The sequence below is a fragment of the Exiguobacterium sp. HSB13 genome (assembly GCF_056764755.1).
Genome location: NZ_JBUZOM010000001.1, coordinates 1631857 through 1657478 on the forward strand (window position 1 = coordinate 1631857; position 25622 = coordinate 1657478).

Consider the following 25622-nt stretch of genomic DNA (forward strand, 5'->3'; position numbering starts at 1 on the left):
ATCGATTTTCTGTTCCTATTGTATCACTCTACACACATTTGTTCGCTAAAAATGACCAAAAAAAGACGATTGACTCACGGGGAGTCAACCGCCAAGGGCATGACGACATGGGAGCTGATCCAGTCGCCATACAGATGATGAAGAAGGTACTTTCATCATAAGATATGTCTATTAAGGAAATGTGAATCTACTGTGAAATTCAGCCATGTTTTGGTAAACGAATCGTAAATGTCGTTCCTTTTTGCTCTTCCGATTCGATTTCAATCTCGCCGTGATGGAGGTCGACGATGTGTTTCACAATGGCCAGTCCAAGACCGGTTCCCCCGGAATTGCGGCTTCGTGCCTTATCGACGCGATAGAAACGTTCGAAGATCCGTTGAGTTTCTTTTGGATGAATACCAATTCCGTCATCTTTGATGATGAGTTGGACAGACTCTTCTCCATCCTCGAGCTGAATCCAGACGTTGCCACCATTTGGCGTATAATTCAGCGCATTCGCAACCAAGTTGACGACGACCTGTTTTAATCGATTCAGATCTGCCCGAATGAAGACTTCTTCTTCCGTTTCGATATGAATCGTCATCTCTTTTTCTGTTGCTCGTCGGTGCAGGAGTGCTGCAGTTTCCCGAACGAGACTCGTCACATCAACGATTGCGGTCTCGAGCTGATAGTTATCTTGTTCTAAACGAGAAAGCTCGAGCAAGTCTTCCACCAATGTTTGCATCCGTTCCGATTCATCGTGGATGATCCGTAAGAACTGCTCTCGGATTTCCGGAACATCTTGTGCACCATCGAGTAACGTTTCCGCAAATCCTTTAATGGACGTCAATGGTGTCTTTAATTCGTGGCTGACATTCGCAACGAAATCTTTACGCATCTGTTCCAGCTTTTTGATTTCCGTGATGTCGTTAAAGACGACGGTCGTTCCCTGCACTCGACCGTTCTTATCGAAAATCGGAGCAGCACTGACCATGAATGTCCGACTGTTGATGCCGAATCGGACACTCGATTGTTTCCGGTTCGGTTTTTCCGTCAGATAGACATCTTCAATCACCTGGCTCATCTTTTCGTTTGGAAGTACACGATAGTACAGCTTCCCGCTAGACGGTTCATGAATGTTGAACATTTCTCGGTACGTTCGGTTGACGAGTAGGACATAGCCCTTCTCATCAATCAGCATGAGACCAGCTCCCATGTACTCGATCAAGGATTCGAGACGTGCCCGTTGCATCGCTTCACCAGACGATGCGTTCTCGAGATTGCGCGCTAATAGATTGATGGAGCGCCCTAAATCGCGTGATTCATCGGGTGCCGATAATTCGTAGACACGGGACTTGTAATTTCCATGCGATAGTTCGTGCAGGACATCGGTTGCCTCCGCGATTGGTCGAAGGAATCGTTTCGTCGAACGGTAAATCGTCAAGAAGATAACCAATAACGACGCAACGAGAGAAAGGATGATGACCGTCCAAATCCGTGAATAAATGACGTTCAAGTCTTTTGCATAACGAATGAAACTGACATACACCTCACCGCCGTCCGCTGTCGGAACAGGCTTCGTGAATTGAACGACACTATCATCTGTTTTCGATTCAAACGTCCCTTCATCAGGAATCGCTGAAAAATTGAGGGTCGCGACTTTCAGTTTCGTCACATCAACCGGTGTACCGGCAATGATTTCACCCCGACCATTGAATAAAATCATGTCGAAGTTCGATTCAGCGTACAATTGATTCACATACTGGGCCATCTCAGAAAGATCACGCCCTTGTAAGATCGTCTCAACAAGAGAAGTCTCATCCATCAATTTTTCTTTTTCATTTTGGACATAGAACTCCTTGAAGGATTGTCCAAGTAAGAAACCGAGTGCAATCAGCACGAGACTGATGAACGAAAACATTTTAAAGATAAATCGCTTGCGATACTTACTCATTCCGATTTCGGCTCCTCCATCTTATACCCGAGACCACGAATTGTTTTGATATAAATCGGTTTTTTCGTATTCGGCTCGATTTTTTCACGGACATGACTAATATGCACATCCACGATTCGTGTATCACCGACGAAATCATAGTTCCAGATTGCGGATAACAGTTGATCTCGTGTCAGGACACGTCCCTTATTTTTAGCAAGGTATACGAGCAGTTCGAATTCTTTAGGTGTTAGTTCAAGACGCTCTTCTGCTTTGAAAGCTTCATAGTTATCTGGAACGATTTTGACATCACCAATCAGAATCGTTCCATCCGTCACTTCTTCCGAAGGGGTTGTCTGATGACTCATTCGTCGTAAAATTGCTTTCACACGGGCGACGACTTCACGTGGGCTAAAGGGTTTTGTCAGATAATCATCCGCACCGAGTTCAAGACCAAGGACTTTATCGAACTCATCATCCTTTGCTGTCAGCATCAAGATCGGCGTATTGATTTTCTGTTGGCGTAGCCGTTTACATACTTCCAGACCATCGAGTTCCGGCAACATGAGATCTAGTACAATCAATGCGGCATCTTGCTTTTCCGCTAATTTTAAACCTGACATCCCATCATGTGCCGTTTCGACGACGAAACCAGCCTGTTCTAGATTAAACTTTAATAGTGTTGCGATTGACAATTCATCATCTACCACGATAATTTTATCTTTCAAACCTTGCATCCCCCTCAAGTTTCGTTCTTTCGAATGAGGAATTCCGTGGAATCCGCTTCGTCTGTCTTCATCTTACCGACTTTCACAGGAAAATCACAAATCTTTCTGCTGTTTCTTTACATAATCTTTAAAGGAGATGCCGAATCCAACTAGATCGTTCGTGTAAAAGCTAATAAAACGGGGAATCAATACATATCGTTAATTGTAGGAGGTAGAATGTATGGAATGGAATCATCCCCTTTTTGCAGCCATTACGGCATGGTTTATCGCTCAAGCAGCGAAGCTTGTCACAAGTTTGGTACGGACACGAAAGTTCGACCTGGAAATCATGTTTGCTTCCGGTGGTATGCCTAGTTCACATAGTTCGACTGTCGTCGCTCTAGCCGTTGTCATCGGTTTTCAGGAGGGGTTCTCATCATCGATTTTTGCACTGGCCGTCATCTTTGCGACGATCATCATGTATGATGCGACAGGTGTCCGGCAAGCTGTCGGTGTTCAGGCAAAACTACTCAATGATTATTTTAAAGGGATTCGCCATGAGACTCCTCTCCTGAATGAGCTCGTTGGTCATACCGAGTTTCAAGTGTTCGTTGGTCTCCTGCTCGGACTAGCCGTCGGTCTTCTATGGCCCGTCTTGTTCTTTTAATTGATGTACAACAGCCCATCCAAAATCGGATGGGCTGTTTGAGTATGAGATAGCTTATGGTTTTAAGACGACCTTGATACATCCATCTGTCCGATCATTGAATGTCTGATAGGCAGACGCAGCATCATCTAGTGCGACTTGGTGCGTTACGATATCTGTTGGATCAAATTCCTTGTTGATGATTTTCTGGAACAGTTCCGGCATTAAATGGACGACTGGTGCTTGTCCCATTTTCAGCGTAATATTTCGGGTAAAGAAATCGCCAAGCGGGAACTGATTATATTTCTTAGCATAGACGCCCGTCAACTGTACAGTACCAAATTTCCGGACAGCATCCTTTGCAATATCAATGGCACTCAACGTTCCACCTTGCAGACCAATCTTTTGTTCAATTTTTTCTACAGGGGACATCTTCCCATCAAAACCGACACAATCAATGACGACGTCTGCCCCACCCTGTGTCAGCTCTTTAATATACGCACCACTTTCTGCGTGATCTGAGAAATTCACTGTCTCGACTTTATTCGTGACTTTGGCATGATTTAATCGATACACTTGATCATCCACCGCAATGACTCGCTTTGCCCCTTGCATCCATGCAAATTTTTGTGTCATTAGTCCAACTGGTCCTGATCCGAGTACGACGACCGTATCTCCTTTTTTCACACCCGCATGCAAGACGCTCCAATACGCCGTAGGTAAAACGTCAGATAAGAACAATAATGCCTCATCTTCCAGTTCACACGATTCAGGAATCACAAGTGGCATGAAATTTCCGAACGGAACTTTTAAATATTCCGCCTGACCACCGGGATGTCCACCAAACTCTTCTGTAAAACCGAAGTACCCACCTGTATCGACATGGGGATTTCCGTTCGAGTTATCACATTGGCTCTCCATATCATGTTCACAAAAGAAACAGTGACCACAAGCAACGTTAAACGGTAACACGACGCGGTCTCCTCGCTTGACTTTCGTCACAGCTGGTCCCACTTCTTCAACGATGCCCATCGGTTCATGACCAATGACATAGTCTTTGTGAGCCGGCATATTCCCCTGATAGATGTGTAGATCCGAACCACAAATGGCAGTCGATGTGATTTTTACGATGATGTCATCGTTTTTTTCAATCGATGGATCCTTTACTTGCTTGACTTGGACATCTTTTGTTCCTTGGTACGTTACGGCGCGCATGTAAAATCCCCCTTAGTGGAATAGAATGACATACCTTTGTCCTTACCCTAATACTAGCATTTCCTCTACATGTTTATTGAAATTGGAACTTTTCTCCTACATGTATCGTATGCTATGAAATAAGACATTCTACGCAATTAGCACAGGAATAAAAGGAGGCACCCGCGTGGCACGCTGTACCGTTTGTCGTCAAAATTGGTCTGCCCGAACAATCTATCGTTTGATATGGTCCGCTCATGGATTACCTTGTCCACACTGTCAGAATCCGCAACACCTACATATGGAGCATCAAGGTCACTTCCTCCGGATTGGTTATTTGGTTCCTTGGCTGACGTTCCTTCTCATACTATTCTGTCCTTGGTATGCTAAGTTATCGCACTATGCTTCTCCTCATCGGTTATGACGAGACAAAAAAGACGAACTTGTCGAAAGTGACAAGTTCGTCTTTTTAAATTCAGGATTTTAATAAGTCGAGTACAGAGCGGACAGTAGAGGCAGAGCGATTCAAAGCCTCTTGCTCCTCAGTCGTCAGTTCGAGTTCATAGATATGCTCGACACCGTTTCCGCCGAGAATGACAGGTACGCCGAAATACATATCGTCATATCCGTATTCACCTTCGAGGTAAGCGATTGCCGGAAGAATACGTCGCTGGTCCTTCAAGATCGCTTCGACCATCTCAGCGATTGCCGCTGCTGGCGCGTAATAAGCGGAGCCGTTTCCGAGTAACTGAACGATTTCACCGCCGCCTTTACGGGTCCGGTCAACGATCGCATCCAGTCGTTCTTTCGATACGAGCTTCTCGATTGGGATTCCTCCCGCCTGAGAATAGCGCAGTAGCGGTACCATATCATCTCCGTGTCCTCCGAGTACGAATCCCGATACATCCTTTACAGAAACGTTCAGTTCCTCTGCTAAGAATGTCCGGAAGCGTGCCGTGTCGAGGACACCGGATTGACCAATGACACGCTCTTTTGGAAAACCAGATGCTCGATAGACCGTATACGTCATCGCATCGACAGGGTTCGTCAGAACGATGATGATCGATTCCGGCGCATGCGCTACGACTTCCTTCGTCACAGCTGTCATGACGGCAGCATTCGTACTTACGAGATCTTCGCGGCTCATGCCTGGCTTCCGAGCGATACCGGCAGTGATGACGACGATATCTGCACCTTTAATGTCTGCATAATCCGATGTCCCTTTTACCGAAGCATCAAACCCGAGGATCGGCGCTGCTTCTTGCATATCGAGCGCCTTTCCTTTCGTCGGATTCTCTTGCTCTGGTCGGTCGACGAGGACGACATCACCTAGCTCTTGCTGGGCAAGATAGAGTGCCGTCGTCGCTCCTGTAAAGCCACTTCCTATGACTGCGATCTTCTTCCGTCTGTTCATCGACTCATTCCTCCTGATCGGATTACATGTTTTTGATGAGTTCGTCCGCGAATTCAGAACACTTCACTTCAGTCGCACCATCCATGAGACGTGCAAAGTCGTATGTGACGACTTTCGATTCAATCGATGTTTCCATCGATTTGATGATGAGATCTGCTGCTTCGTTCCAGCCGAGGTGACGGAACATCATTTCGCCTGACAAGATGACAGACGATGGGTTTACTTTATCAAGTCCAGCGTATTTCGGTGCTGTACCGTGAGTTGCTTCAAAGATTGCGTGACCTGTCATGTAGTTGATGTTTGCTCCAGGTGCGATTCCGATACCACCGACTTGTGCAGCAAGTGCATCCGAGATGTAGTCACCGTTCAAGTTCATTGTCGCAACGACATCGAACTCTTTTGGACGAGTCAAGATTTGTTGTAAGAAGATATCAGCGATTGAATCTTTTACGATCAACTTACCAGCAGCTTCTGCGTCTGCTTGTGCTTTGTTCGCAGCATCTGTTCCTTCTTCTTCCTTGATGCGATCGTACTGGTTCCAAGTGAAGACGTGCTCTGCGTATTCACGCTCAGCAAGTTCATAGCCCCAGTTTTTGAAAGCACCCTCAGTGAACTTCATGATGTTTCCTTTATGAACGAGCGTCAATGAAGCACGTTTGTTTTCGAGTGCGTATTCGATTGCTGCACGAACAAGGCGTTCTGTTCCCTCTTTTGAAATCGGTTTGATTCCAAGACCAGATGTCTCAGGGAAGCGGATTTTATTGACACCCATTTCGTTTTGAAGGAACTCAAGCAGTTTTGCAGCGCCTTCGCTGCCTTCTGCGTATTCAATTCCTGCGTAGATGTCTTCAGTATTTTCACGGAAGATGACCATGTCTGTATCTTCTGGGCGTTTAACCGGTGAAGGAACACCTGTGAAGTAACGAACTGGACGAAGACATGTGTACAAATCAAGCTCTTGACGTAGAGCAACGTTCAACGAACGGATTCCGCCGCCGACTGGTGTCGTAAGTGGTCCTTTGATTGCGATGATGTGCTCACGGATGAGATCGAGTGTCTCTTCTGGTAACCAGTTGCCTGTTTTGTTGAATGCTTTTTCACCAGCGTAGACTTCTTTCCATTCGATTTTCTTCTCACCGTTGTATGCTTTTTCAACTGCTGCATCAAACACACGTACAGCTGCGTTCCAGATGTCAGGTCCTGTTCCGTCACCAATGATGAACGGAATGATTGGAGCGTTTGGAACTTGAAGTGTACCGTTAGTTACTGTGATGTTTTCGCCTTGAAGTGTAGCCATGTCTAAAAATCCCCCTTAAGTAATTGTAATCTACATCAAAAATCAGGAGAGGATTGCTCCTCCCCGTCCTTTTAACGTTCTTCGATGGACACGTATGTCCGGTGCGTTTCACCCGTGTAGTCTGCACGCGGGCGAATCAGACGGTTATCGCTATACTGCTCTAAAATGTGCGCCAACCAACCTGACATCCGACTTACTGCAAAGATTGGAGTGAATAGTTCTGTATCAAGTCCAAGTGCATGGTACGTAGAAGCGGAATAGAAATCAACATTTGGTTTCAATCCTTTTTCCGATTGGACGATTTCGTCGATCTTAACTGACATCTCATACCATTTCGGCTCCCCGATTTGAGCAGTCAGCTGACGGCTCATTTCTTGAAGATGCTTCGCACGTGGGTCGCCGTCCTTGTAGACACGGTGACCGAAGCCCATGATTTTTTGCTTGTTCTCAAGTTTATTATGAACATACTCGTCAACCTTTTCAACCGAATCAATTTCTAACAACATCTTCATGACGGCTTCGTTCGCGCCACCGTGAAGTGGTCCTTTTAACGCGCCCATCGCTGCCGTCACACCTGAGTAGACGTCAGAGAGTGTCGCGACACAAACGCGTGCCGTGAACGTCGAAGCGTTCAACTCGTGGTCAGCGTGAAGAACGAGCGCTTGGTTAAAGGCTTTTTCTGCAACTTCCGTTGGCTCTTCACCCGTCAACATGAACAAGAAATTTCCTGCGTATGAAAGACCTGCTTTAGGTGCAATCGGCTCTTGTCCTTTTTTGATACGAGCGTAAGCTGTGACGAGTGTTGCGATTTGTGCCTGTAATTTGATGGCTTTAGCGTAATTCGCCTCAGTCGACATATCTTCCGATGTCTCATCGTAAAGCGCGAGTTGAGAGAGCGCTGTTCGAATCGTCGCCATCGCATTCGCCGACTTCGGTGCTGCCTTCATCGTTTCAAGAACGGCAGTCGCAACCGTTGCTTCGGAAATGAGTGCTTCCGATAGTTGCTTCAATTCCTCTTCTTTTGGTAGACGGTCGTTCCACAATAAGAAGACGACTTCCTCAAATGAGGCGTGCTCCGCCAAATCATCAATCGTATAACCGCCATACGTCAATTGACCATCGATGATCGAACTGATTTTCGATGAAGTCGCGACGATTCCTTCTAAACCTTTAGTTTGCGTCATGACAATAATCCCCCTTTTTTTCCCCAGAAATTTAAAACGCTTTCATTTCCGTATTGAAAAAAAGACGTCCACTCAAGAGTCGTTCCCCATGCTTGTAGCGCTGTACTCTTGAATAGACCATCTTGTTTCTGTTCTTAGTATAAACAAAAATACCCAAAAAGTGAATGAACTTGCATACTATTATCAAAAAATTAATTCAGTTACTTTGCTGATTCGGCTCATCCTGTGAACGCTTTTGCGATGACATCCCACATTCCGATGACGAGCGCCGCGATTCCAGCACCAATCAATGGTCCGACCGGTACCCCACGGAAAAGTCCGACTGCAAGAATCGTTCCAGCTAGCAAAGCTGTCGTCACGAGTGGATCTTCTTTCATCAGTCCAACACCGTGTGCCGCGACGATTGCAACAAAAATTCCTGATAAAAATGAGATGATGCCGATATGTCCCCGAATACTTTGGAGCAACTCCTTAAATCCGATATCCCCTGCTGCAATCGGTACGAGGATCGCTGCCGTGATCAATGTGACGCCCCACGTTATTCCTTTTGCCTGCAAGGAAGGAAACAGTCTACCATCCAGCCCGATTGCCTTGATGATCAGCAGGAAGGCTGCAGCAATGATTAATGATTTATTTTGTGCGATGACCCCGATGAAGACGAGGGCAATCAAAAAAAGATAAGCTTCCATACGTCCTCCTCATACAAAAAAAGACGGACATGACCTAAGTCACGTCCGTCATGAATGGATTATGCGTTATATAGTTTACCTGTCAATGGATCGATTGAGATCATTTGACCGTCTTTGAAGACTGTCAATGCATCTTCGACACCAACGATGACTGGTTTACCGAGTGATGGTCCAACGATTCCAGCATGGCTTGTCAATCCGCCATCAACTGTGATCATCGCTGCAGCCATCTCGATTGCAGGCATCATGTCACGATCTGTTGAGTTCGTAACGAGAATCATGCCTGGCTTCGCTTTAGAGTTTGCTTCCTCAGCGTTGTTTGCGATGACGACTTCGCCAACGACTCCACGTTCACCGATCCCACGACCGTTTGCGATCTCTTTACCGACGATGTGGATTTTCAACATGTTCGTTGTACCAGCAGTCAAAGCAGGGATACCTGCTGAGATGACGACGAGATCACCATCTGTGACGAAACCAGCGTCTTTTGCTGTGTCCGCAGCAAGTGTCAACATGTCATCCGTGTTGTCTGAAAGATGATCAACGACGATTGGGTACACGCCCCATACGATGTTCAACTGACGTGCGACACGTGCGCTTGGTGTAACCGCAACGATGTTCGGCTCCGGACGGTATTTCGAGATACGTGCAGCCGTGTAACCCGATTGTGTCGGTGTCAAGATTGCTTTTGCGTCCAAGTTGATTGCAGTGTGCGTAACCGCTTGAGCGATCGCATCCGTTACTGTGTGCTCACTACGCGTCTGACGATCTTTCAACAAGAGCTTGTAGTCGAGCATTTTTTCTGTACGTTTTGCGATCGAGTGCATCATTTGGACAGATTCGATTGGGTAGTCCCCTGCTGCTGTCTCACCTGAAAGCATGATTGCATCTGTACCATCAAGAATTGCGTTCGCGACGTCTGATGCTTCAGCACGTGTTGGACGTGGGAAACGTTGCATCGAGTCAAGCATTTGTGTTGCTGTAATGACTGGTTTACCAAAGTCGTTACAAAGCTTGATCAAGTCTTTTTGAGTTGGCGTGACTTCTTCCGTTGGGATCTCGATACCGAGGTCACCACGCGCTACCATCAAACCGTCCGAAATCGCAAGGATTTCTTCGATGTTATCGACACCTTCTTGGTTCTCGATTTTCGGGAAGATCTTGATGTGGCTCGCGTTGTTTTTCTCAAGCAATTGACGAATCGCAACGACGTCTGACGCACGGCGTACGAAAGATGCCGCGATCAAATCGATATCGCTCTTGATACCGAACTCGATATCAGCGATATCTTTTTCTGTCAAAGCAGGAAGGTTAACCTTCACGTTTGGCAAGTTAACGCCTTTTTTCGTCTTGATGACGCCTTCGTTTTCGATTGAACAACGAAGCTCACGGTTCGGAAGTTTTTCAGTGACACGAAGACCGATGAGACCATCATCAAGCATGATCATCGAACCGACTTCAACATCATCGTAAAGTCCTTCGTATGTGACAGAAAATTTATCTTTCGTTCCGACGATTTCGTTTGCATCACCACTGACGATGATGACTTCTTGTCCACGTTCGAGAAGCGCTTTTCCTTCTTCAAACGAATGTGTACGGATTTCCGGACCTTTCGTATCGAGAAGAATCGTAACGATTTTGTTTGCTTCTTCTGCTGCACGACGGATATCCGTGATTCGTGCACCGTGCTCTTCATAATCGCCGTGTGAGAAGTTCAAACGAGCGACGTTCATACCTGCTTCGATCATTTCTGGAAGACGTTTTTCTGACGCCGGTCCAATCGTACATACAATTTTAGTTCTACGCATATTCCATAAACCTCCTACGGTGTTTGGCCAAGTTCTCTTGTCCATTCCAATCCTATCGACGTTCGTTAAATCGAAAGCTGTTTTGAAAGCTCGAGAATATCAAGATCCAGCTCATGTTTATTTTCGTCGAGTGCCTCATCGATATCGAGATCAATCATCTTACCACCACGTACACCTACGACACGTCCTTGCTTTCCTTGAAGTAGGATTTCGATAGCATGCGCACCCATCCGACTTGCAAGTACACGGTCCGCTGCCGTTGGTGCTCCACCACGTTGAACGTGACCAAGAACCGTGACGCGTGTATCAAGACCTGTTTCTTTTGCGATAGCGTCTCCCACGTCCTGAGCACGACCTGCCCCTTCAGCGACGATGACGATCGAGTGTTTTTTACCGCGATTGACACCACTTTGAATGCGATCAAGGACTTCTTTTAAATCTTCAGGACGCTCGGGAACAAGAATCGATTCTGCTCCACCAGCAAGTCCTGCATATAATGCGATATCACCTGCATCGCGTCCCATGACTTCAATGACATACGTCCGCTCATGCGACGATGCCGTATCACGGATTTTATCGATTGCTTCAAGCGCCGTGTTGAGCGCTGTATCAAAACCAATCGTATAGTCCGTTCCAGGGATATCGTTATCAATCGTACCTGGAAGTCCAATTGTCGGGAAGCCAAGTCCTGTCAATTTTTGGGCACCACGATACGACCCGTCTCCGCCTACGACGACGAGTGCATCAATTTCAAATTTCTTAAGATTGACGACCGCTTTTGCTCGTCCTTCTTCTGTGCGGAACTCAGGGCAACGTGCTGAACGTAGGAACGTTCCGCCTCGTTGAATAATGTCACCAACTGATCCAAGGTTCAACTGGACGATGTCCCCGTTGATTAATCCTTGATAGCCGTTATAGACACCAAATACTTCTAAGCCATGAAAAATCGCTTTACGCGTGACAGCACGCACCGCGGCATTCATACCTGGTGCATCGCCGCCACTCGTTAAGACAGCAATCCGTTTTAAACTCACGTTAATCACCTCTCCATTAATCTGAATCTAAAATAGCACGTTGTTTTCTTGTTTTACAACAGGGTAGATTGCATAAACTTTCACTTGGTTTTTCATCACCGATTCCGGAAATGAGGAATATCAATCATGATAGCGATTACATGGTGCTTATGTGCCAATTTGGTGATATTTTTCGGTCCGCTGATCGATAAGCTCTTCCTTGGTCAAATGAACCAATGATTCGAGTTTCTGTACCAATACAGTTTTTAATTTATCCGCCTGTAATGACACATCGAGATGTGCGCCTCCGACGACTTCTGGAATGATGGCATCTGCGATCCCGAGTCGTAATAAATCAGGTGCTGTGATCTTCATCGATTCTGCCGCTTTCTCCGCAAGACTTGCATCTTTCCATAACAATGCTGCAGCACCTTCAGGAGAGATAACGGAATACGTTGAATTCTCGAGCATCAAGAGTTGGTCACACACTCCGATTCCTAAAGCACCACCTGATCCACCTTCACCGATGACGATTGAGATGATTGGAACTGTCATGCCAGCCATCTCAAACAGATTTTTCGCGATGGCCTCACTCTGACCACGTTCTTCTGCCGCACGTCCTGGATAAGCCCCTTTCGTGTCGATGAACGTGATGATTGGTCGGTTGAATTTCTCCGCTTGTTGCATGAGACGTAGTGCTTTTCGGTACCCTTCCGGATGTGGCATCCCAAAATTACGACGAATGTTTTCTTTTGTATCTTTTCCGCGTTGATGACCGATGATCGTCACCGGACGACCATTCAATGTTCCAATTCCACCAACGATTGCCGCATCATCATACCCATGACGATCGCCATGCAGCTCGATGAAATCTTCACAAATGGATTCAATGTAATCGAGTGTCGTTGGACGTTCTGGATGACGTGCCAATTGAACACGATTCCACGCTTCCATATTCCCGTAAATATCGAGTTCTAATCGATGAAGGCGTTCTTCAAGAAGTTGGAGTTCTTCCTTGAAGTCTAATCCTTGTGTTTCCGCCATATCATGGAGCTCAAGAATTTTTTCGCGTAACGCGATGACTGGTTGGTCAAATGGTTGCATGGTTCGTTCCCTCCGCATGTAGCTTTAAGATTCGCGTATAGTACGTTTTCAGATCATGTCGTGATACGACATCGTCCAGTTGACCTGCTTGTAATAAGAATTCTGCTGTTTGGAAATCTTCCGGTAGTTTTTCACGTATCGTCTGTTCGATGATCCGTCGACCTGCAAACCCGATCAACGCCCCCGGTTCAGCGATGTTGAAATCACCGAGCATCGCAAAACTTGCTGATACACCGCCGGTCGTCGGATGAGTCATACAAGAAATATAAAGTAATCCAGCATCTGAATGCTGTTTTAAGAAGAGACTCGATTTCGCCATCTGCATGAGACTAACCATTCCCTCTTGCATCCGTGCTCCACCTGAAGCGGAGAAAATCGTGACAGGTAGACGATGTTTCGTTGCGTAACGAACCGCTTCAGAAATCGCAGCACCAACCGCTGCACCCATCGAACCCATCCGGAATCGTGCATCCATGACACAAGCGACGAGTGGGTGACCATTCACATTCCCGACGCCACAGACGATCGCTTCCTCAAGACCCGTTCTGACTTGGTCGCCCTTTAATTTTTCCGGGTAATCCTGGAATCCAAGCGGATCCGCTTGAACTGCCGGTAAGTCGAAATACGTCACCGAACCTTCATCAAATAATTGCGTAAAACGTTCTTGCGCGGTCAACGGGTGATGATACCCACATGAACAGACACGTAAGTTCGCCTCCAGTTGTTTCGTATATTGGATTAATTTACATTTCGGACATTTCGTCATTAGGCCAACTGGCACATCGACACGCTGCTCCTTCGAAGTCAGCGTGACGAACTTTTTAGGTTTTCGAAAAAATGCTTGCACGTTCAGTTCCCCCTTGTCATCCTATGGGCGGTTCAAGAGTTGTTCCCGTTCCGCCTGCGTATAGAGTTCCCCTTGACCGAAGCTTTTATGGAAGGCATTGACTTGTCGCCAGATTCGTTCAAACAAATCGTTATCGACTGTCTGAATCAACGTTTCACGAAACGCAACATCGGATGAAACGACTGGTGCAAGCACCGAAAGGTCATCCAGCTGCGCGAGCGCTGCTTGCTCAAGCAAGCGAAGCGTTCCTGCCAAGTCTTCGAACTTCGAATCGCCAGTCACTAAGAATTGAGCGATGATTTGAATATAGGTATGATCGTCACGATTCAATAGAAAGCTTCCGCCTCCATGTCGTGTCTCGACGATCCCTAAATAAGCGAGCGTCCGTAATGCTTCTCGTACGGACGGTCGACTGATGGATAGTCGTTCTGCCAGTTCCCGTTCTGATGGAATACGGTCTCCTGGAACTAATCCATCTTGTTCGATCATCAATTTAATCGCCGCGATATTGGCTTCAAACGCATTTCGTTTCTTCTCCATATCGATACGGCACCACCTTTCTGACCCTTCAGTCGGTTGCTTTAATCGGTGGCATTGGTCAGACCAATTACCCCTTATTATAACAAATCTTATTACCTAGTACTAGTTTGAGCGGGGGACATTTTTCAGGACGACATGATCCTCGCCAAACCGAATACGTAGCCGAGCTAGTAATTCCTCATCATGTTGCACTGCATAAAGCGGCGGTAACGATTTCGTCTCGCGTGAATCCGCGTAGCGAACGACGACTGGAATATCGCCTGGCGCTGCTTCTAGCAACTGTTCGAGTGCGGCCAACTCATTTTTTGATGTTAACTTGACGAACAGCACATCTTGTCCAAGTGGACGGAGACGTTCCAAAATGAACTGACGCTCCCCTTCGCGATCTTGCACCTTTAGTTCAATCAGTAAGACGTTCCCTAAATAAAGCGATCGACGGAATCGTTCATATTGATTCGGGAAGACGACGACCTCTTCATTCGAATACCCGTCGACTGCCTGAATAACTGCCATCGTTTGACCACGTTTCGTCTTGAACTCTCGAATCTGATCAATATAACAGACTAAATAATGTGTTTCCGAGCCGACTCCAAGATCATGGAAATAAGCAGATTCAACCGGTGCTTTCATTGCTGTCGTTAATGGCGAATACGTCAACCAGAATCCAAGCGCTTCCCGTTCTAATCGTGCCCAGTCGGAATCACTTCGTTTCGATGACTTCTGTGTCCGGCGTTTCCCGAGAATTGCTAATTCGTCTGGAAGTAATGTATTCGACGACTCGGTGAAATACTCAAGTACCTCTTGTTCGGCGAGCCCGCGATCGCCGTGCGTCGCTCGATCTAGCGCACCACTGTAGAGTAACAATTCAATTTTTGCGCGCTCCTTCTTGCCCCATCCGACGTGGGTTAACAGATCAGCAATCGTCGCCGTATGCTTCGACGCGTCCTTTACACGCTCGAATTCTCGCTCAGAAATACCTTTAATCACATGGATACCGAGACGAATTCCTTTGCCCTCTAACGAAGAACGGTAATCCGAAATCCAGACATCCGGCGATAGGACAGGAAGACGTCGTTCGCGCATCAATCGGACGAGACGCTCCGGTTGTTCGACCGAGACAAGCAAGAAAATGTGCGGAAAATGCGCTTTGATATATCCAAGGGCATAACTAATTTTTGAATAGGCGACCGCATGGCTTCGGTTGAATCCATACCCAGCAAATCGCTCAATTTGTTCATAGAGTGATTGTGCGATTGCATCATCGAATCCATTCGACTTTGCTCCTTCGAGAAAACGAACCCGTTCCCGTTCGAGCGAATCCGTACTTTTCTTAGAAATTGCACGCCGTAATAAATCTGCTTGTGCCAGTGTAAATCCAGCCACTCGACGGGTGATTTCCATGACTTGCTCTTGATAGACGATGATGCCATACGTTGGTGAAAGGACGTCTTCTAAAACGGGATGCAACATTTGATAAGGTTGACCGGCTTTTCGTTTCGCGTACAGATCAATGAATTTCATTGGTCCTGGACGATAGAGTGACATCGTTGCTACCAAATCCTCGAACCGATTTGGTTTGACTTCGCGTAACGTCTGTTTCATACCTGTCGACTCGAATTGGAAAATATCATCCGTCTCAGCGCGGGCAAAGACTTGGAATGTTGCACGATCTTCCTCTGGAATTTGCGTGAGCGTAAAGGATGGCTGTTCTCGACGAATCAATTCTTCCATCCGACGCAAACGACTGAGATTTCGTAATCCTAACAAGTCAATTTTTAACAATCCTTGACGCTCCAACGCCTGCATCAGGAACTGCGTCACATACCGTTCATTTGGTCCCGTTTCAACAGGTGTCGTCTCGACGAGCAGTTCAGATCCAATGACGACACCAGCCGCGTGAACCGAACGTTGTCTCGGGAGACCCTCGACCGCTTGTGCCAATTGCAACAGTTGCCGGCGCTTTTCGCTTCCAGAGAACCAACGATATGTCTGTTTATTTTGTTCGATTCCTTGTAATGTCGTTGATTTCCCAAGCTGTTTGACTGCAGCATCTAACTCATCTTTCGAAAACTCTAGCGTCCGTCCGACGTCTCGAAGAGCGGCTTTGGCACCGAGCGTCGACAATGTACCGATTTGAGCAACATGATCTTTTCCGTAACGCATTACGAGATCCTCTAATACTTCTTCGCGTCGTTCGTCTTCGATATCGATATCGATATCCGGCATCGAAATCCGCTCGGGGTTCAAGAATCGTTCGAATAGTAATCCATATTTCAATGGATCCACTGTCGTAATCCCAAGCGCATAACTGACAAGTGATCCAGCTGCTGAGCCTCGACCAGGTCCAACGAAGATACCTTTCGCTTTTGCGCTACTTACGAGTTCTTCAACGATTAAGAAGTAATCGGCAAATCCCGTCTTATCGATGACTGATAGTTCATAAGCGAGACGTTCCCGTGCCGTTTCACTTTCATGACCATGTGCCAGTAACCCTTCCTCAGCACGTTTCCGTAACAACGCATTCGAGTCTTCCGCAATACGTGGAAGTGGACGTTGTTGATAAGGTAATTCTAAGCGTTCAGATGTCGTCGCAAACTGCTCCGCCATCGTAATTTCTCGCTCGGTAAAGTCTTCGAGTAACTCTTCCCGGGTCTTTAAATGCATCAGACGATCTGTCTTTTGGTCTTGGAACGTCGTCGCTTCACCAATCGCACGTATTGCTTGATACGCTGGCGCTTCATCTCGACGAAGATAACGAACAGGATCGACTGGTACAGTCTCAACACCAAGTGCTGCTGCTACTTCGCGGTAACGCGTGCGACTCTCTCGTTCGACCGTTGAACGACTAGAGGTTACTCCCATATATGTACGCGCTCCTTGAACGTGTCCCATCCATTGAACGAAGGAACGACGTAGACGCGTCGCATCTTCAGATGCTTGACGCAGTGGAACGAGCACCGCGATCAGTGATGAAACTTCAGTCTCCCCCTGTCGACTGGCTAGTCGATACAGTTGACGCAGTCCATCAGAAGAAAAAGCAAACCATAAGATACAAAATTCTTCTTCTTCGATTCGTTGCTCCCATCCGACGATCGGCTGCATATTTCGACGTTGACATGCATCGATGAATGCGGGAACTCCTGTTAATGTCGTTTCACAGATGACCGCTCGTCCGATGTGTCGACGGACTAGTTCATCAAGATAAGGCTCGATTCGAACTAAACTTTGCAATGGACTAAACTGCGTCCGAACATTTATATGCATCTTCCATTCTCCTTTCTCTTCTGATGGAGGGTTTTAAAAGTTTTCAGAACATTCATATCTAACTGACTCAAGTACTCGCCATCTGATTTATTATTCGCTACAATAAGTATAGAAATATCATGACGGGTACGGAAGGAGCGTTTCTCATGATTTTGAATCGCAGTCAAATCGCACGTGAAAAAGTCGAACAACTAAAGCTCGGTGTTACCGCTTTTACTGAAACGGAAGAAATCGCTGAGAAGATTCGCAAATCTGTCGCTGAACTTCAACTGAATGTCATTGAAGACCACACAGATCGTGGCGTTTGGTTCATTCCGCAAGACGAAACAAAGACGCAATAAGCGTAAAAAGGCTGTTCGCTTCGCTTCCTCTATGAGAGGAGTGAGACCGAGCAGCCTTTTTCCGTTTAAAACTGGAAGTTAGCAGCGACCTCGTCCAGACGACGGATGACACGTTCGACTTCACTCAACTGTCCAATCGTTGCACCAGACGCCATCGGATGTCCACCACCATTGAATTCTTTTGCTACTTCATTGATGACAGGACCCTTCGAACGAATCCGGACACGGACTTCCTTGTCCGTTTCAAGGAATAACGCCCAACACTTCATTCCTTTTAAACCAGCAAAACTATTGACGAGCAACGATGCTTGCTCAACCGTCGCCCCAAACTGCTTCAATGTATCTTGTGTCAAAACGACATAACCGACACCTTGACCCGTCAATTGAATATGTTGTAGGACGTATCCTTGTAAGTGAAGCGCCGCAAGTTCTGTTTCGTACATATTGCGATACAACCAGTCCGTATCGATTCCTGCATCAATCAATTGCGCTGCGACTTCAAATGTTCGTTTCGTCGTACCACGGAATTGGAAACGTCCCGTGTCACCGACGATCCCAGCGTAGAATTGAATGGCAGCTGGTGCTGGAATCTCATATCCCCATTCATTCAATAAATGAACGAGCAGTTCCGATGTCGAACTCATCGTCGTATCGACGAGCTGCACGGGCGCGTATGGATCTTCATCCGGATGATGGTCGATTTTAATGACATCTTTTCCTGTCATCGCAACTTTTCCATCAATCCGCGCTTGGTTCGCCGTATCCAGAATCACGACTAACGCCTTTTTATACAACACGTCATCAATTTGATCGAGCTCCCCCATGAATGACAGTGATGCCGCCATCTCACCTGCTGACAAAACTGTTTTTTCAGGAAACTGATGTTGTAATGTTAATTGTAAACCGAATTGACTACCGAGTGCATCGGGATCTGGCCGTTCATGACGATGAATGATGATCGTATCTGCCGCTTCAATCATTTGTTTGATTTGCTCTTTCACTGTGCACAGCTCCTCTAATCTTGATATGATACTAGATGAAGACAAAAAGGAGGTCCTTTTAACATGCAATTCATCCTCATCGCCCTCATCGTTTTCTCGCTTGGTGGGTATTTGTTAGCAAAACGCCGCGCGTTCCATACGAAAAGCACGAACCGAAAATACTTGTTCAATACGCAAGCGAGCATTTGGTTGAGCTTGTTCGTCATCCTATTCGCCGTCAACCAGTTCGTTTCCGGGAACGGATTAACGACACTCGTTGGGAAAATCGTTTGTTCCATTTTAATCATCGTCGGTGTTGCTTCATTCATCGCCGGATTCATCCGTTACAAAAAGATTTATCCGTATGTCGTCCGCGAGATGGAGCAATCCTGAGCTAGATTCAGAGGAACCGAAGTCAGTTGACTTCGGTTCTTTTTGATTCATTTAACGATCGATGAGTTGGGATGTCACGAGTGCCTTCGCAACAATTTGTGTCCCTTGATACATTTCGACATCGACTTTCCCGAATTTTCGACCGACGTCAAAGACATTCGCCCGGATCGTTACCGTGCTCTCGATTTGAACAGGTTTAATGAAGTAGATGCTGACATTTTCAATGACGAGGTCACCTTTTTTCATATGGCGTAACATTCGCGTCGCTCCTTCGACTAGAAGCGTCGTCAACACCCCACTCGAAGCAGTCCCCATGAAGTTCGTCATTTGCGGCGAGACCTCAAGCGATAAGTACGGTCCCCGTTCGTCCTCCGCCGCCTTGATTTGCCCCGTGATTAGATCGTCGAACGTCTCTCCGACTTGTGGTTGACGATTCGCGAGTTGCAGTGCCTTGAGGACGTCTTGCCGACTAATGATCCCGAGCAATCGACCGTACTGGTCGATGACCGGTAACATCTCGATTCCTTCCCAGACCATCTGATGCGCGGAATTCGTGACACTCGTTCGAATACCGACCGTGATCGGGTGACGGGTCATGACTTTTTCAACAGCCCAGTCATGTGGACGGTCAATGATGTCCTTCGCTGTCACGACACCGACGACCTTCATTTGTTCATCGATGACAGGATAACGATTGTGTTTCGTCTGCTCATTTAACTCATGCCAGCGTGAAATGGGATCCGTCGTCTGTAAATAGAACGTGTCATGCAACGGAATTAAAATATCCGAGACGAGTAAAATCTCCTTTTTGATCAATCGATCATAAATCGCACGGTTGATCATCGTCGCAACCGTGAACGTATCATATGACGTCGAAATGATCGGTAACTCCATCTCATCCGCCAATCGCTTCGCATCTTCTGTCGTATCGAAGCCACCGGTAATCAATACAGCAGCCCCTGCTTCAAGCACGAGCTCATGTGCTTTTTCGCGGTTTCCGATGATGACGAGACTATCGACATCGATGTAGCGCATCATGGCTTCGAGCTTCATTGCGCCAATGACGAATTTCGTCAACGTCTTGTGTAATCCATTTCGACCACCGAGCACTTGACCATCGACGATGTTCACGACTTCCGCGAATGTCAGCTTCTCGATATTTTCTTTTTGTTTCTTTTTAATCCGAATCGTTCCGACTCGCTCGATCGTCGAGACGAACCCTAAATTTTCTGCTTCCTTGATGGCGCGATAAGCCGTCCCCTCGGATACGGTCAAATCCTTCGCGATTTGTCGGACGGAAATCTTTGTTCCGACATCAAGATCTTCGATGTGTCGAATGATCTGTTCGTGTTTCGTAGGCATACTGTATCCCTTCTTTTCCTTTTTTCTACTCTCCTGTCATTATACTGTACTACTCTAAAGATGAAAACGTGTACTAGTCTGATTTACGATAAATGTTTTTCGAACCGGACGATGATATACTTATGTAGAAAATGAGTAGAGAGGTGGAATCATATATGCGCGAACGTACGAACCAAATCAGTGAATTCTTGAAAGAACAAGGAATCGACTTAGCCGTCGTCACTTCGAAGGCAAATGTCTTTTATTTCTCAGGAGTCTACGCTGAACCCCACGAACGTGTCATGGCGGTCCTCGTGGATGTAACCGGCAAACATGTATTATTCTGTCCGGCGCTCGAAGCAAGTATCGTTGCAGCGAGTCCTTGGGAAGGAGACGTCGTGACGTATGAGGATCACGAAAACCCGTTTGATCGATTAGCAGAATTATTCGCGACATTCGAACACTCGAATAACCGGATTGGTATCGAAGGGGAACATATGACGTTCAGCCGCTATCAGGAGTTAAGTTCACGTCTTGAGAACGCAGCGATTCTCGATATCGGTGCGTCGCTACAAGGACTGCGCTTGAAAAAAACACCGGACGAAATCGCTATTCTTCAAGAAGCAGCACAACTTGCGGACGAAGCAATCGAAATCGGTAAACAAGCAATCCGCCCGGGGATCACGGAAATCGAAGTCATTGCGGAAATCGAATATGAAATGAAGAAAAAAGGCGTCCGCGAGATGTCATTTGATACGCTTGTTTTATTTGGTGCAAACAGTGCTGATCCGCACGGTGTACCCGGCGACCGTGTCATCCAAGAAGGCGACTTCGTCTTATTTGACCTCGGCGTCGTTTGGAAAGGCTACTGTTCCGATATTACACGGACCTTCGTTTACGGCGAAGCGAACGAAGAACAGAAAAAAATCTATGAAACGGTTCGCCAAGCACTTGAAGCCGCGACAGAAGCAAGCCAGATCGGCACGACACTCGGTTCGTTAGATAAGGCAGCTCGTGACGTCATCACAAAAGCTGGTTACGGGCAGTACTTCACGCACCGTGTCGGTCACGGACTCGGAATCGAGGTTCATGAATTCCCGTCTCTCGCGTCAAACAACCTACTGACGGCTGAAGCTGGTATCGTCTACACACTCGAACCAGGCATTTATGTTCCAGGTGTCGGTGGCGTCCGCATCGAGGATGATATTCATCTCACTGCGGAAGGTCCAGTTGCGTTAACTCGCACACCAAAACACCTTCAATCCATTTCGTTATCTTAACTCAAGAAAAACACCTAATCCATCGCTTGGATTAGGTGTTTTTGCTTACTTACGGGATTGATGGACGACATTGACGCCACCTGTTACATCGAGAATTGCTCCAGTGATCATACTCGATTCTTCTGCCAGCAAGAAGGAGATCGCGCGAGCGATGTCTTCTCCGACACCCGTTCTTCCGACAGGCGTCGCCTCATCATGCTCCGCTTCTGAAATCTGTTTCGTCTTATTGTCTCCGACGATGTTTCCTGGGTTGACCATGTTGACCGTGATGCCATGTTCCGCTTCTTCAAGCGCTACACTCTTCGTCAAACTCACCATCCCGCTTTTAGCAGCAGCGAAAGCCGCCCGGCATACCCATCCCGGCGCTGTTGCACTCTCTGGAAAGCCATACGTAATGATTCGACCATAAGATTGCTTACGCATGACGGGTAACACTTGACGTAACAGCCAAAAACTAGCCGTCAGATTCCCGGTGATCACTTCATTCCATTCCTGATCGGTGTAATCTACTAACGCTTTTCGTTCAAATATATAAGGTCCTGCATTAAGTATCAACGCATCAATCCGACCTTGCTCGTTGATTGCTTGTTGGGTTGCGCGTTCCAATTCTTCTTGATTCGTCACATCCGCTTGAATCGTCATGAGGTTCGGATGTGTAAATTCGGGTTCGGAACGATGGAACGCTGTCACTTTCCAACCTTCTTCCAGTAACTGGCGCGTTACTCGTTCTCCCAGTCCTTTTGTACCTGCTGTAATTAACGCGTGCCTCATCTTGGCATCGCCCCCTTTCACTGACTCCATCTTACGACGGAACGGAAAGGAAGGACAATTTTTAGAACTCACTGAATGTTTCATCCGCTCCCAGTAAGAGAATGGTATAATCAGGGTGTACTCATCATATCGATTACGAAGGGATGGATTCATCATGGCAATCGTCTATCATAATGTACTTGTAGCAGTAGATGGCTCAAAAGAGGCAGAACGTGCCTTCGAGACGGCAATCGATGTTTCATTGCGAAATGATGCAAAATTGATCATCGCACACGTCATTGATACACGGACATTCGCAACGGTAGAAGCATATGACCGCACCATCACGGAGCGTGCCGAATCTTACGCGAAGGAATTGCTAGACGAATACGTCAAGACCGCTCAAGATCGCGGTGTACAGGAAGTCGAAGTAGCGATTGAATACGGCTCACCGAAAGTAACGATCGCCAAAAAGCTTGCCCCTAATCACGATGCCGATTTAATCATCTGTGGCGCAACTGGTTTAAACGCTGTTGAGCGTTTCTTCATCGGTAGTGTCTCTGAAAGCATTACGCGTTACGCAAAATGTGACGTCTTGATCGTCCGTTTATGAACCACTCTTCACCAAAAAGCCTCGCTTCCTTCATTTCAAAGGAAGCGAGGCTTTTTTGACGACCTACTTAATCAAAAAAACCATCGAACCAATGTCCGATGGTTTGAAATCATTTGTATTTTACTGTGACCGTACGACGACCCCAGTTGAATGCTTCTGAACGAGAGTAGTAAAGGATATCCAGTTTCTTGCCTTTGATGGCACCGCCAGTATCAGCGGCTGTATACGTTCCTTTTAATTTCCCTTTGTAATACACTTTCACTGTCGAACGAAGTGGAATGACACGTGGATCAACCGCTACGACTTTCTTTTTCGAGCTCTTGATGTTCCAACCGATTGCTGTCAGATTACCACTACCTGGATCATACGGCGTGTAAGCTGTTGCGCTTACGTTCGTGATTGTTTTCCAACCACCTGTCGATTGTTTTTTCGAACTGCTTGACGTCACGACTTTCGAGTAGCTTGCGCTAAGGTAAGCTGTTTTACCTTTGTAACTTACTTTATACCAGTTACCTGTTTTTGCTTTGTACGATAACGTTTGGTTCTTATATAGAAGACCGAGCTTTTTCGAAGAAGTAGTAGCTTTCTGACGAATGACTAGGCTATCGACTGTTGACTTGACGCTTTTCTTAGTTGCAGCCTCTGCTTGAAGACCTGCGAACGAACTGAGTGCTAACACGACCGTTAAAACACTTGCGAGCATCCGTTTCATCATGTATTTTCTCCTCCATCATTGTTTCGTGTTTGTTAACTGAGATTAATATACATGACAAAACGAGGGAGTGCCGTTACATATAGACCACAAAAATATGTCTGTACTATTACTTTTATGTTACAAACGACTCATTTTTTTAAGAAATCGATCATTTTCGGGTTTATTTTTACAAAGATGACGATTCATTTTTCGTTATATGACAAACACCGTAACAATAGATCGTATGTTCGTATATTCTATTTCTTAGATTTTATAAAAAAAGACTGAATCGTCGGAATGACGACTCAGTCTTTTTGATTGAAACGATTATGCGTTTTGAGCAACTAATCCACCAACACGAACCGTGTCGCGTGCAATCATCAATTCCTCATTCGTTGGAATGATGATGACTTTAACTGGTGAGTGTGGGTAGTTAATGAAGAGTTCTTCTCCACGAGCTCCAGTGTTGAGTGATGGATCCCAGTAAACGCCCATGAATTCAAGACCACGTAAGACACGCTCACGGATTGAATCTGAGTTTTCTCCGACGCCGGCTGTGAAGATGATCGCATCGACACCATTCATCTCAGCAGCGTATTGCCCGATGTAACCGTGGATACGGTTCGCAAAGATACGGAGTGCCATCTCTGAACGATGGTTTCCTTCTTTAGCAGCTGTCTGGACATCACGCAAGTCACTTGAAAGACCTGAAAGACCGTAGATTCCAGACTCTTTGTTCATGACGTTCAAGACGTCTTCTGCTGTTTTCCCTGTTTTCTCCATCAAGAATGGAATCAACGCTGGGTCAAGTGAACCAGAACGTGTTCCCATCGTGATCCCTTCAAGCGGTGTGAAGCCCATTGTCGTATCGATTGATTCGCCACCCGAAACTGCTGCGATCGATGCTCCGCTACCTAAGTGACATGAAATCAAACGGAGGTCTTTTAACGGACGACCGAGTAATTCAGATGCACGTTCCGTAACGTATTTGTGGCTCGTACCGTGGAAACCATATTTACGGATGCCGTATTCTGTATAGTAATCATACGGCAAGCTGTAAAGGAAGTTTTCTTCTGGCATCGTTTGGTGGAACGCCGTATCGAAGACTGCCACTTGTGGTACTTCCGGAAGCAATGCTTGGAATGCCCGGATTCCGATCAAGTTTGGTGGAATGTGAAGTGGTCCGAGTTCTGTGTACGACTCGATATCGTGCATGACTTCATCTGTAATCAATACAGAGTCTGCATATTTTTCTTTACCATGAAGCACACGGTGTCCAACACCTTTAATCTCATCGTAAGACGAGATGATTCCGAACTCCATCAATTTTTCGAGTGACAACTCGACTGCTTCTTTATGTGTTGCAAGTGGGAGGACATCTGTATACTTTTGTCCTTCACCATATTTGATCGTAAAGATTGCATCGTCTTTACCAACGCGTTCAACGAGTCCGACTGCAATCATCGTTTCGTTCGGCATTTCGAGCAATTGGAACTTCAAAGACGAACTACCTGCGTTTACCGCCATAATTTTTGCCATGATTTTTCCCCTTTTCCATTTGAATCCAATGAACATTCACATCTGTTTAGGTTTTCTTCTATTTCTGTTCTA

At 46.4% G+C, this 25622-nt stretch carries 23 protein-coding genes; 5 read left to right on the forward strand and 18 right to left on the reverse strand.

The features are described 5' to 3' along the window. Positions 1–199 precede the first annotated feature (199 nt). Positions 200–1933 carry a two-component system histidine kinase PnpS gene (gene pnpS / locus ACZGCQ_RS08715; RefSeq protein WP_481266035.1) on the reverse strand — a complete coding sequence of 578 codons (1734 nt, stop codon included), beginning with the start codon at positions 1931–1933 and terminating at the stop codon, positions 200–202. Then, a complete protein-coding gene (locus tag ACZGCQ_RS08720) occupies positions 1930–2649 on the reverse strand; it encodes a response regulator transcription factor (protein WP_029342329.1) in 720 nt (239 codons plus the stop codon). Before ACZGCQ_RS08720 ends, pnpS begins: the two co-directional genes overlap by 4 nt. A gap of 211 nt (positions 2650–2860) precedes the next feature. On the opposite strand from ACZGCQ_RS08720, the gene ACZGCQ_RS08725 reads away from it, so the two are divergent. Continuing rightward, a complete protein-coding gene (locus ACZGCQ_RS08725; protein WP_029342330.1) occupies positions 2861–3286 on the forward strand; it encodes a divergent PAP2 family protein in 426 nt (141 codons plus the stop codon). Between the two features lie 54 nt (positions 3287–3340). Here the strand turns inward: ACZGCQ_RS08725 and ACZGCQ_RS08730 are convergent, their stop codons facing one another. The 11 genes from ACZGCQ_RS08730 to dnaE all read right to left on the reverse strand — a co-directional run bounded on the left by ACZGCQ_RS08730 (position 3341) and on the right by dnaE (position 17619). After that, positions 3341–4480, reverse strand: coding sequence for a zinc-dependent alcohol dehydrogenase (locus ACZGCQ_RS08730; RefSeq protein WP_481266036.1), 1140 nt, complete (start codon positions 4478–4480; stop codon positions 3341–3343). Positions 4481–4934: 454 nt separating this feature from the next. Next, positions 4935–5873, reverse strand: coding sequence for a malate dehydrogenase (gene mdh, locus ACZGCQ_RS08735; RefSeq protein WP_481266037.1), 939 nt, complete (start codon positions 5871–5873; stop codon positions 4935–4937). 22 nt (positions 5874–5895) lie between these two features. Continuing rightward, positions 5896–7170 carry an NADP-dependent isocitrate dehydrogenase gene (gene icd / locus ACZGCQ_RS08740; protein WP_050677651.1) on the reverse strand — a complete coding sequence of 425 codons (1275 nt, stop codon included), beginning with the start codon at positions 7168–7170 and terminating at the stop codon, positions 5896–5898. A 71-nt stretch (positions 7171–7241) separates the two neighbouring features. Next, positions 7242–8354 carry a citrate synthase gene (gene citZ, locus ACZGCQ_RS08745; protein ID WP_047393546.1) on the reverse strand — a complete coding sequence of 371 codons (1113 nt, stop codon included), beginning with the start codon at positions 8352–8354 and terminating at the stop codon, positions 7242–7244. Between the two features lie 218 nt (positions 8355–8572). Beyond that, positions 8573–9043 carry a DUF441 domain-containing protein gene (locus tag ACZGCQ_RS08750; protein ID WP_023469036.1) on the reverse strand — a complete coding sequence of 157 codons (471 nt, stop codon included), beginning with the start codon at positions 9041–9043 and terminating at the stop codon, positions 8573–8575. Between the two features lie 59 nt (positions 9044–9102). Further along, a complete protein-coding gene (gene pyk / locus ACZGCQ_RS08755) occupies positions 9103–10851 on the reverse strand; it encodes a pyruvate kinase (protein ID WP_481266038.1) in 1749 nt (582 codons plus the stop codon). A 65-nt stretch (positions 10852–10916) separates the two neighbouring features. Then, positions 10917–11885, reverse strand: a complete 969-nt coding sequence (pfkA, locus tag ACZGCQ_RS08760; protein ID WP_029342336.1) for a 6-phosphofructokinase — start codon at positions 11883–11885, stop codon at positions 10917–10919. A 147-nt stretch (positions 11886–12032) separates the two neighbouring features. Beyond that, on the reverse strand, positions 12033–12968 hold the full coding sequence (gene accA / locus ACZGCQ_RS08765) for an acetyl-CoA carboxylase carboxyl transferase subunit alpha (protein ID WP_481266039.1): 936 nt from the start codon (positions 12966–12968) through the stop codon (positions 12033–12035). Beyond that, complete coding sequence (gene accD / locus ACZGCQ_RS08770) at positions 12955–13815, reverse strand: acetyl-CoA carboxylase, carboxyltransferase subunit beta (RefSeq protein WP_023469040.1); 861 nt, start codon at positions 13813–13815, stop codon at positions 12955–12957. Before accD ends, accA begins: the two co-directional genes overlap by 14 nt. Positions 13816–13836: 21 nt before the next feature. Then, positions 13837–14355, reverse strand: a complete 519-nt coding sequence (locus tag ACZGCQ_RS08775) for a FadR/GntR family transcriptional regulator (protein WP_029342337.1) — start codon at positions 14353–14355, stop codon at positions 13837–13839. Between the two features lie 102 nt (positions 14356–14457). Beyond that, on the reverse strand, positions 14458–17619 hold the full coding sequence (dnaE, locus tag ACZGCQ_RS08780; protein ID WP_481266040.1) for a DNA polymerase III subunit alpha: 3162 nt from the start codon (positions 17617–17619) through the stop codon (positions 14458–14460). A 146-nt stretch (positions 17620–17765) separates the two neighbouring features. Between dnaE and ACZGCQ_RS08785 the strand changes: the two genes are divergently transcribed. Beyond that, positions 17766–17960, forward strand: coding sequence for a YtzJ family protein (locus ACZGCQ_RS08785; protein WP_023469043.1), 195 nt, complete (start codon positions 17766–17768; stop codon positions 17958–17960). A gap of 65 nt (positions 17961–18025) precedes the next feature. Here the strand turns inward: ACZGCQ_RS08785 and ACZGCQ_RS08790 are convergent, their stop codons facing one another. After that, the gene (locus tag ACZGCQ_RS08790) at positions 18026–18961 is read right to left on the reverse strand and encodes a DHH family phosphoesterase (protein ID WP_481266041.1); all 936 of its coding nucleotides are present in this window, start codon (positions 18959–18961) and stop codon (positions 18026–18028) included. A gap of 63 nt (positions 18962–19024) precedes the next feature. Between ACZGCQ_RS08790 and ACZGCQ_RS08795 the strand changes: the two genes are divergently transcribed. Beyond that, positions 19025–19333, forward strand: coding sequence for a YtpI family protein (locus ACZGCQ_RS08795; RefSeq protein WP_023469045.1), 309 nt, complete (start codon positions 19025–19027; stop codon positions 19331–19333). Between the two features lie 51 nt (positions 19334–19384). On the opposite strand, the gene ACZGCQ_RS08800 is transcribed toward ACZGCQ_RS08795, so the two are convergent. Then, on the reverse strand, positions 19385–20695 hold the full coding sequence (locus ACZGCQ_RS08800; RefSeq protein ID WP_023469046.1) for a DRTGG domain-containing protein: 1311 nt from the start codon (positions 20693–20695) through the stop codon (positions 19385–19387). A 155-nt stretch (positions 20696–20850) separates the two neighbouring features. On the opposite strand from ACZGCQ_RS08800, the gene ACZGCQ_RS08805 reads away from it, so the two are divergent. Beyond that, positions 20851–21954 (forward strand): M24 family metallopeptidase, encoded by a 1104-nt coding sequence (locus tag ACZGCQ_RS08805; RefSeq protein ID WP_481266042.1) that lies wholly within the window; start codon positions 20851–20853, stop codon positions 21952–21954. Between the two features lie 45 nt (positions 21955–21999). Here ACZGCQ_RS08805 and ACZGCQ_RS08810 read toward each other — a convergent pair whose 3' ends face one another. After that, complete coding sequence (locus ACZGCQ_RS08810) at positions 22000–22725, reverse strand: SDR family oxidoreductase (RefSeq protein ID WP_029342341.1); 726 nt, start codon at positions 22723–22725, stop codon at positions 22000–22002. Between the two features lie 154 nt (positions 22726–22879). Here ACZGCQ_RS08810 and ACZGCQ_RS08815 point away from each other — a divergent pair, with 154 nt between their 5' ends. Further along, positions 22880–23317 (forward strand): universal stress protein, encoded by a 438-nt coding sequence (locus tag ACZGCQ_RS08815; RefSeq protein ID WP_029342342.1) that lies wholly within the window; start codon positions 22880–22882, stop codon positions 23315–23317. Positions 23318–23426: 109 nt separating this feature from the next. On the opposite strand, the gene ACZGCQ_RS08820 is transcribed toward ACZGCQ_RS08815, so the two are convergent. Both ACZGCQ_RS08820 and ACZGCQ_RS08825 read right to left on the reverse strand, forming a co-directional pair. Continuing rightward, positions 23427–24032 (reverse strand): 3D domain-containing protein, encoded by a 606-nt coding sequence (locus ACZGCQ_RS08820; RefSeq protein WP_029342343.1) that lies wholly within the window; start codon positions 24030–24032, stop codon positions 23427–23429. 306 nt (positions 24033–24338) lie between these two features. Further along, on the reverse strand, positions 24339–25550 hold the full coding sequence (locus ACZGCQ_RS08825) for an acetate kinase (protein WP_047393528.1): 1212 nt from the start codon (positions 25548–25550) through the stop codon (positions 24339–24341). Positions 25551–25622 lie beyond the last annotated feature (72 nt).

What these genes read in the sequence shown, in the direction of transcription:
- pnpS (WP_481266035.1), bottom strand. Translation starts at nt 1,933, where the DNA reads ATGAGTAAGTATCGCAAGCGATTTATCTTTAAAATGTTTTCGTTCATC.
- ACZGCQ_RS08720 (WP_029342329.1), bottom strand. Translation starts at nt 2,649, where the DNA reads ATGCAAGGTTTGAAAGATAAAATTATCGTGGTAGATGATGAATTGTCA.
- ACZGCQ_RS08725 (WP_029342330.1), top strand. Translation starts at nt 2,861, where the DNA reads ATGGAATGGAATCATCCCCTTTTTGCAGCCATTACGGCATGGTTTATC.
- ACZGCQ_RS08730 (WP_481266036.1), bottom strand. Translation starts at nt 4,480, where the DNA reads ATGCGCGCCGTAACGTACCAAGGAACAAAAGATGTCCAAGTCAAGCAA.
- mdh (WP_481266037.1), bottom strand. Translation starts at nt 5,873, where the DNA reads ATGAACAGACGGAAGAAGATCGCAGTCATAGGAAGTGGCTTTACAGGA.
- icd (WP_050677651.1), bottom strand. Translation starts at nt 7,170, where the DNA reads ATGGCTACACTTCAAGGCGAAAACATCACAGTAACTAACGGTACACTT.
- citZ (WP_047393546.1), bottom strand. Translation starts at nt 8,354, where the DNA reads ATGACGCAAACTAAAGGTTTAGAAGGAATCGTCGCGACTTCATCGAAA.
- ACZGCQ_RS08750 (WP_023469036.1), bottom strand. Translation starts at nt 9,043, where the DNA reads ATGGAAGCTTATCTTTTTTTGATTGCCCTCGTCTTCATCGGGGTCATC.
- pyk (WP_481266038.1), bottom strand. Translation starts at nt 10,851, where the DNA reads ATGCGTAGAACTAAAATTGTATGTACGATTGGACCGGCGTCAGAAAAA.
- accA (WP_481266039.1), bottom strand. Translation starts at nt 12,968, where the DNA reads ATGCAACCATTTGACCAACCAGTCATCGCGTTACGCGAAAAAATTCTT.
- ACZGCQ_RS08775 (WP_029342337.1), bottom strand. Translation starts at nt 14,355, where the DNA reads ATGGAGAAGAAACGAAATGCGTTTGAAGCCAATATCGCGGCGATTAAA.
- dnaE (WP_481266040.1), bottom strand. Translation starts at nt 17,619, where the DNA reads ATGCATATAAATGTTCGGACGCAGTTTAGTCCATTGCAAAGTTTAGTT.
- ACZGCQ_RS08785 (WP_023469043.1), top strand. Translation starts at nt 17,766, where the DNA reads ATGATTTTGAATCGCAGTCAAATCGCACGTGAAAAAGTCGAACAACTA.
- ACZGCQ_RS08795 (WP_023469045.1), top strand. Translation starts at nt 19,025, where the DNA reads ATGCAATTCATCCTCATCGCCCTCATCGTTTTCTCGCTTGGTGGGTAT.
- ACZGCQ_RS08800 (WP_023469046.1), bottom strand. Translation starts at nt 20,695, where the DNA reads ATGCCTACGAAACACGAACAGATCATTCGACACATCGAAGATCTTGAT.
- ACZGCQ_RS08805 (WP_481266042.1), top strand. Translation starts at nt 20,851, where the DNA reads ATGCGCGAACGTACGAACCAAATCAGTGAATTCTTGAAAGAACAAGGA.
- ACZGCQ_RS08810 (WP_029342341.1), bottom strand. Translation starts at nt 22,725, where the DNA reads ATGAGGCACGCGTTAATTACAGCAGGTACAAAAGGACTGGGAGAACGA.
- ACZGCQ_RS08815 (WP_029342342.1), top strand. Translation starts at nt 22,880, where the DNA reads ATGGCAATCGTCTATCATAATGTACTTGTAGCAGTAGATGGCTCAAAA.
- ACZGCQ_RS08820 (WP_029342343.1), bottom strand. Translation starts at nt 24,032, where the DNA reads ATGATGAAACGGATGCTCGCAAGTGTTTTAACGGTCGTGTTAGCACTC.
- ACZGCQ_RS08825 (WP_047393528.1), bottom strand. Translation starts at nt 25,550, where the DNA reads ATGGCAAAAATTATGGCGGTAAACGCAGGTAGTTCGTCTTTGAAGTTC.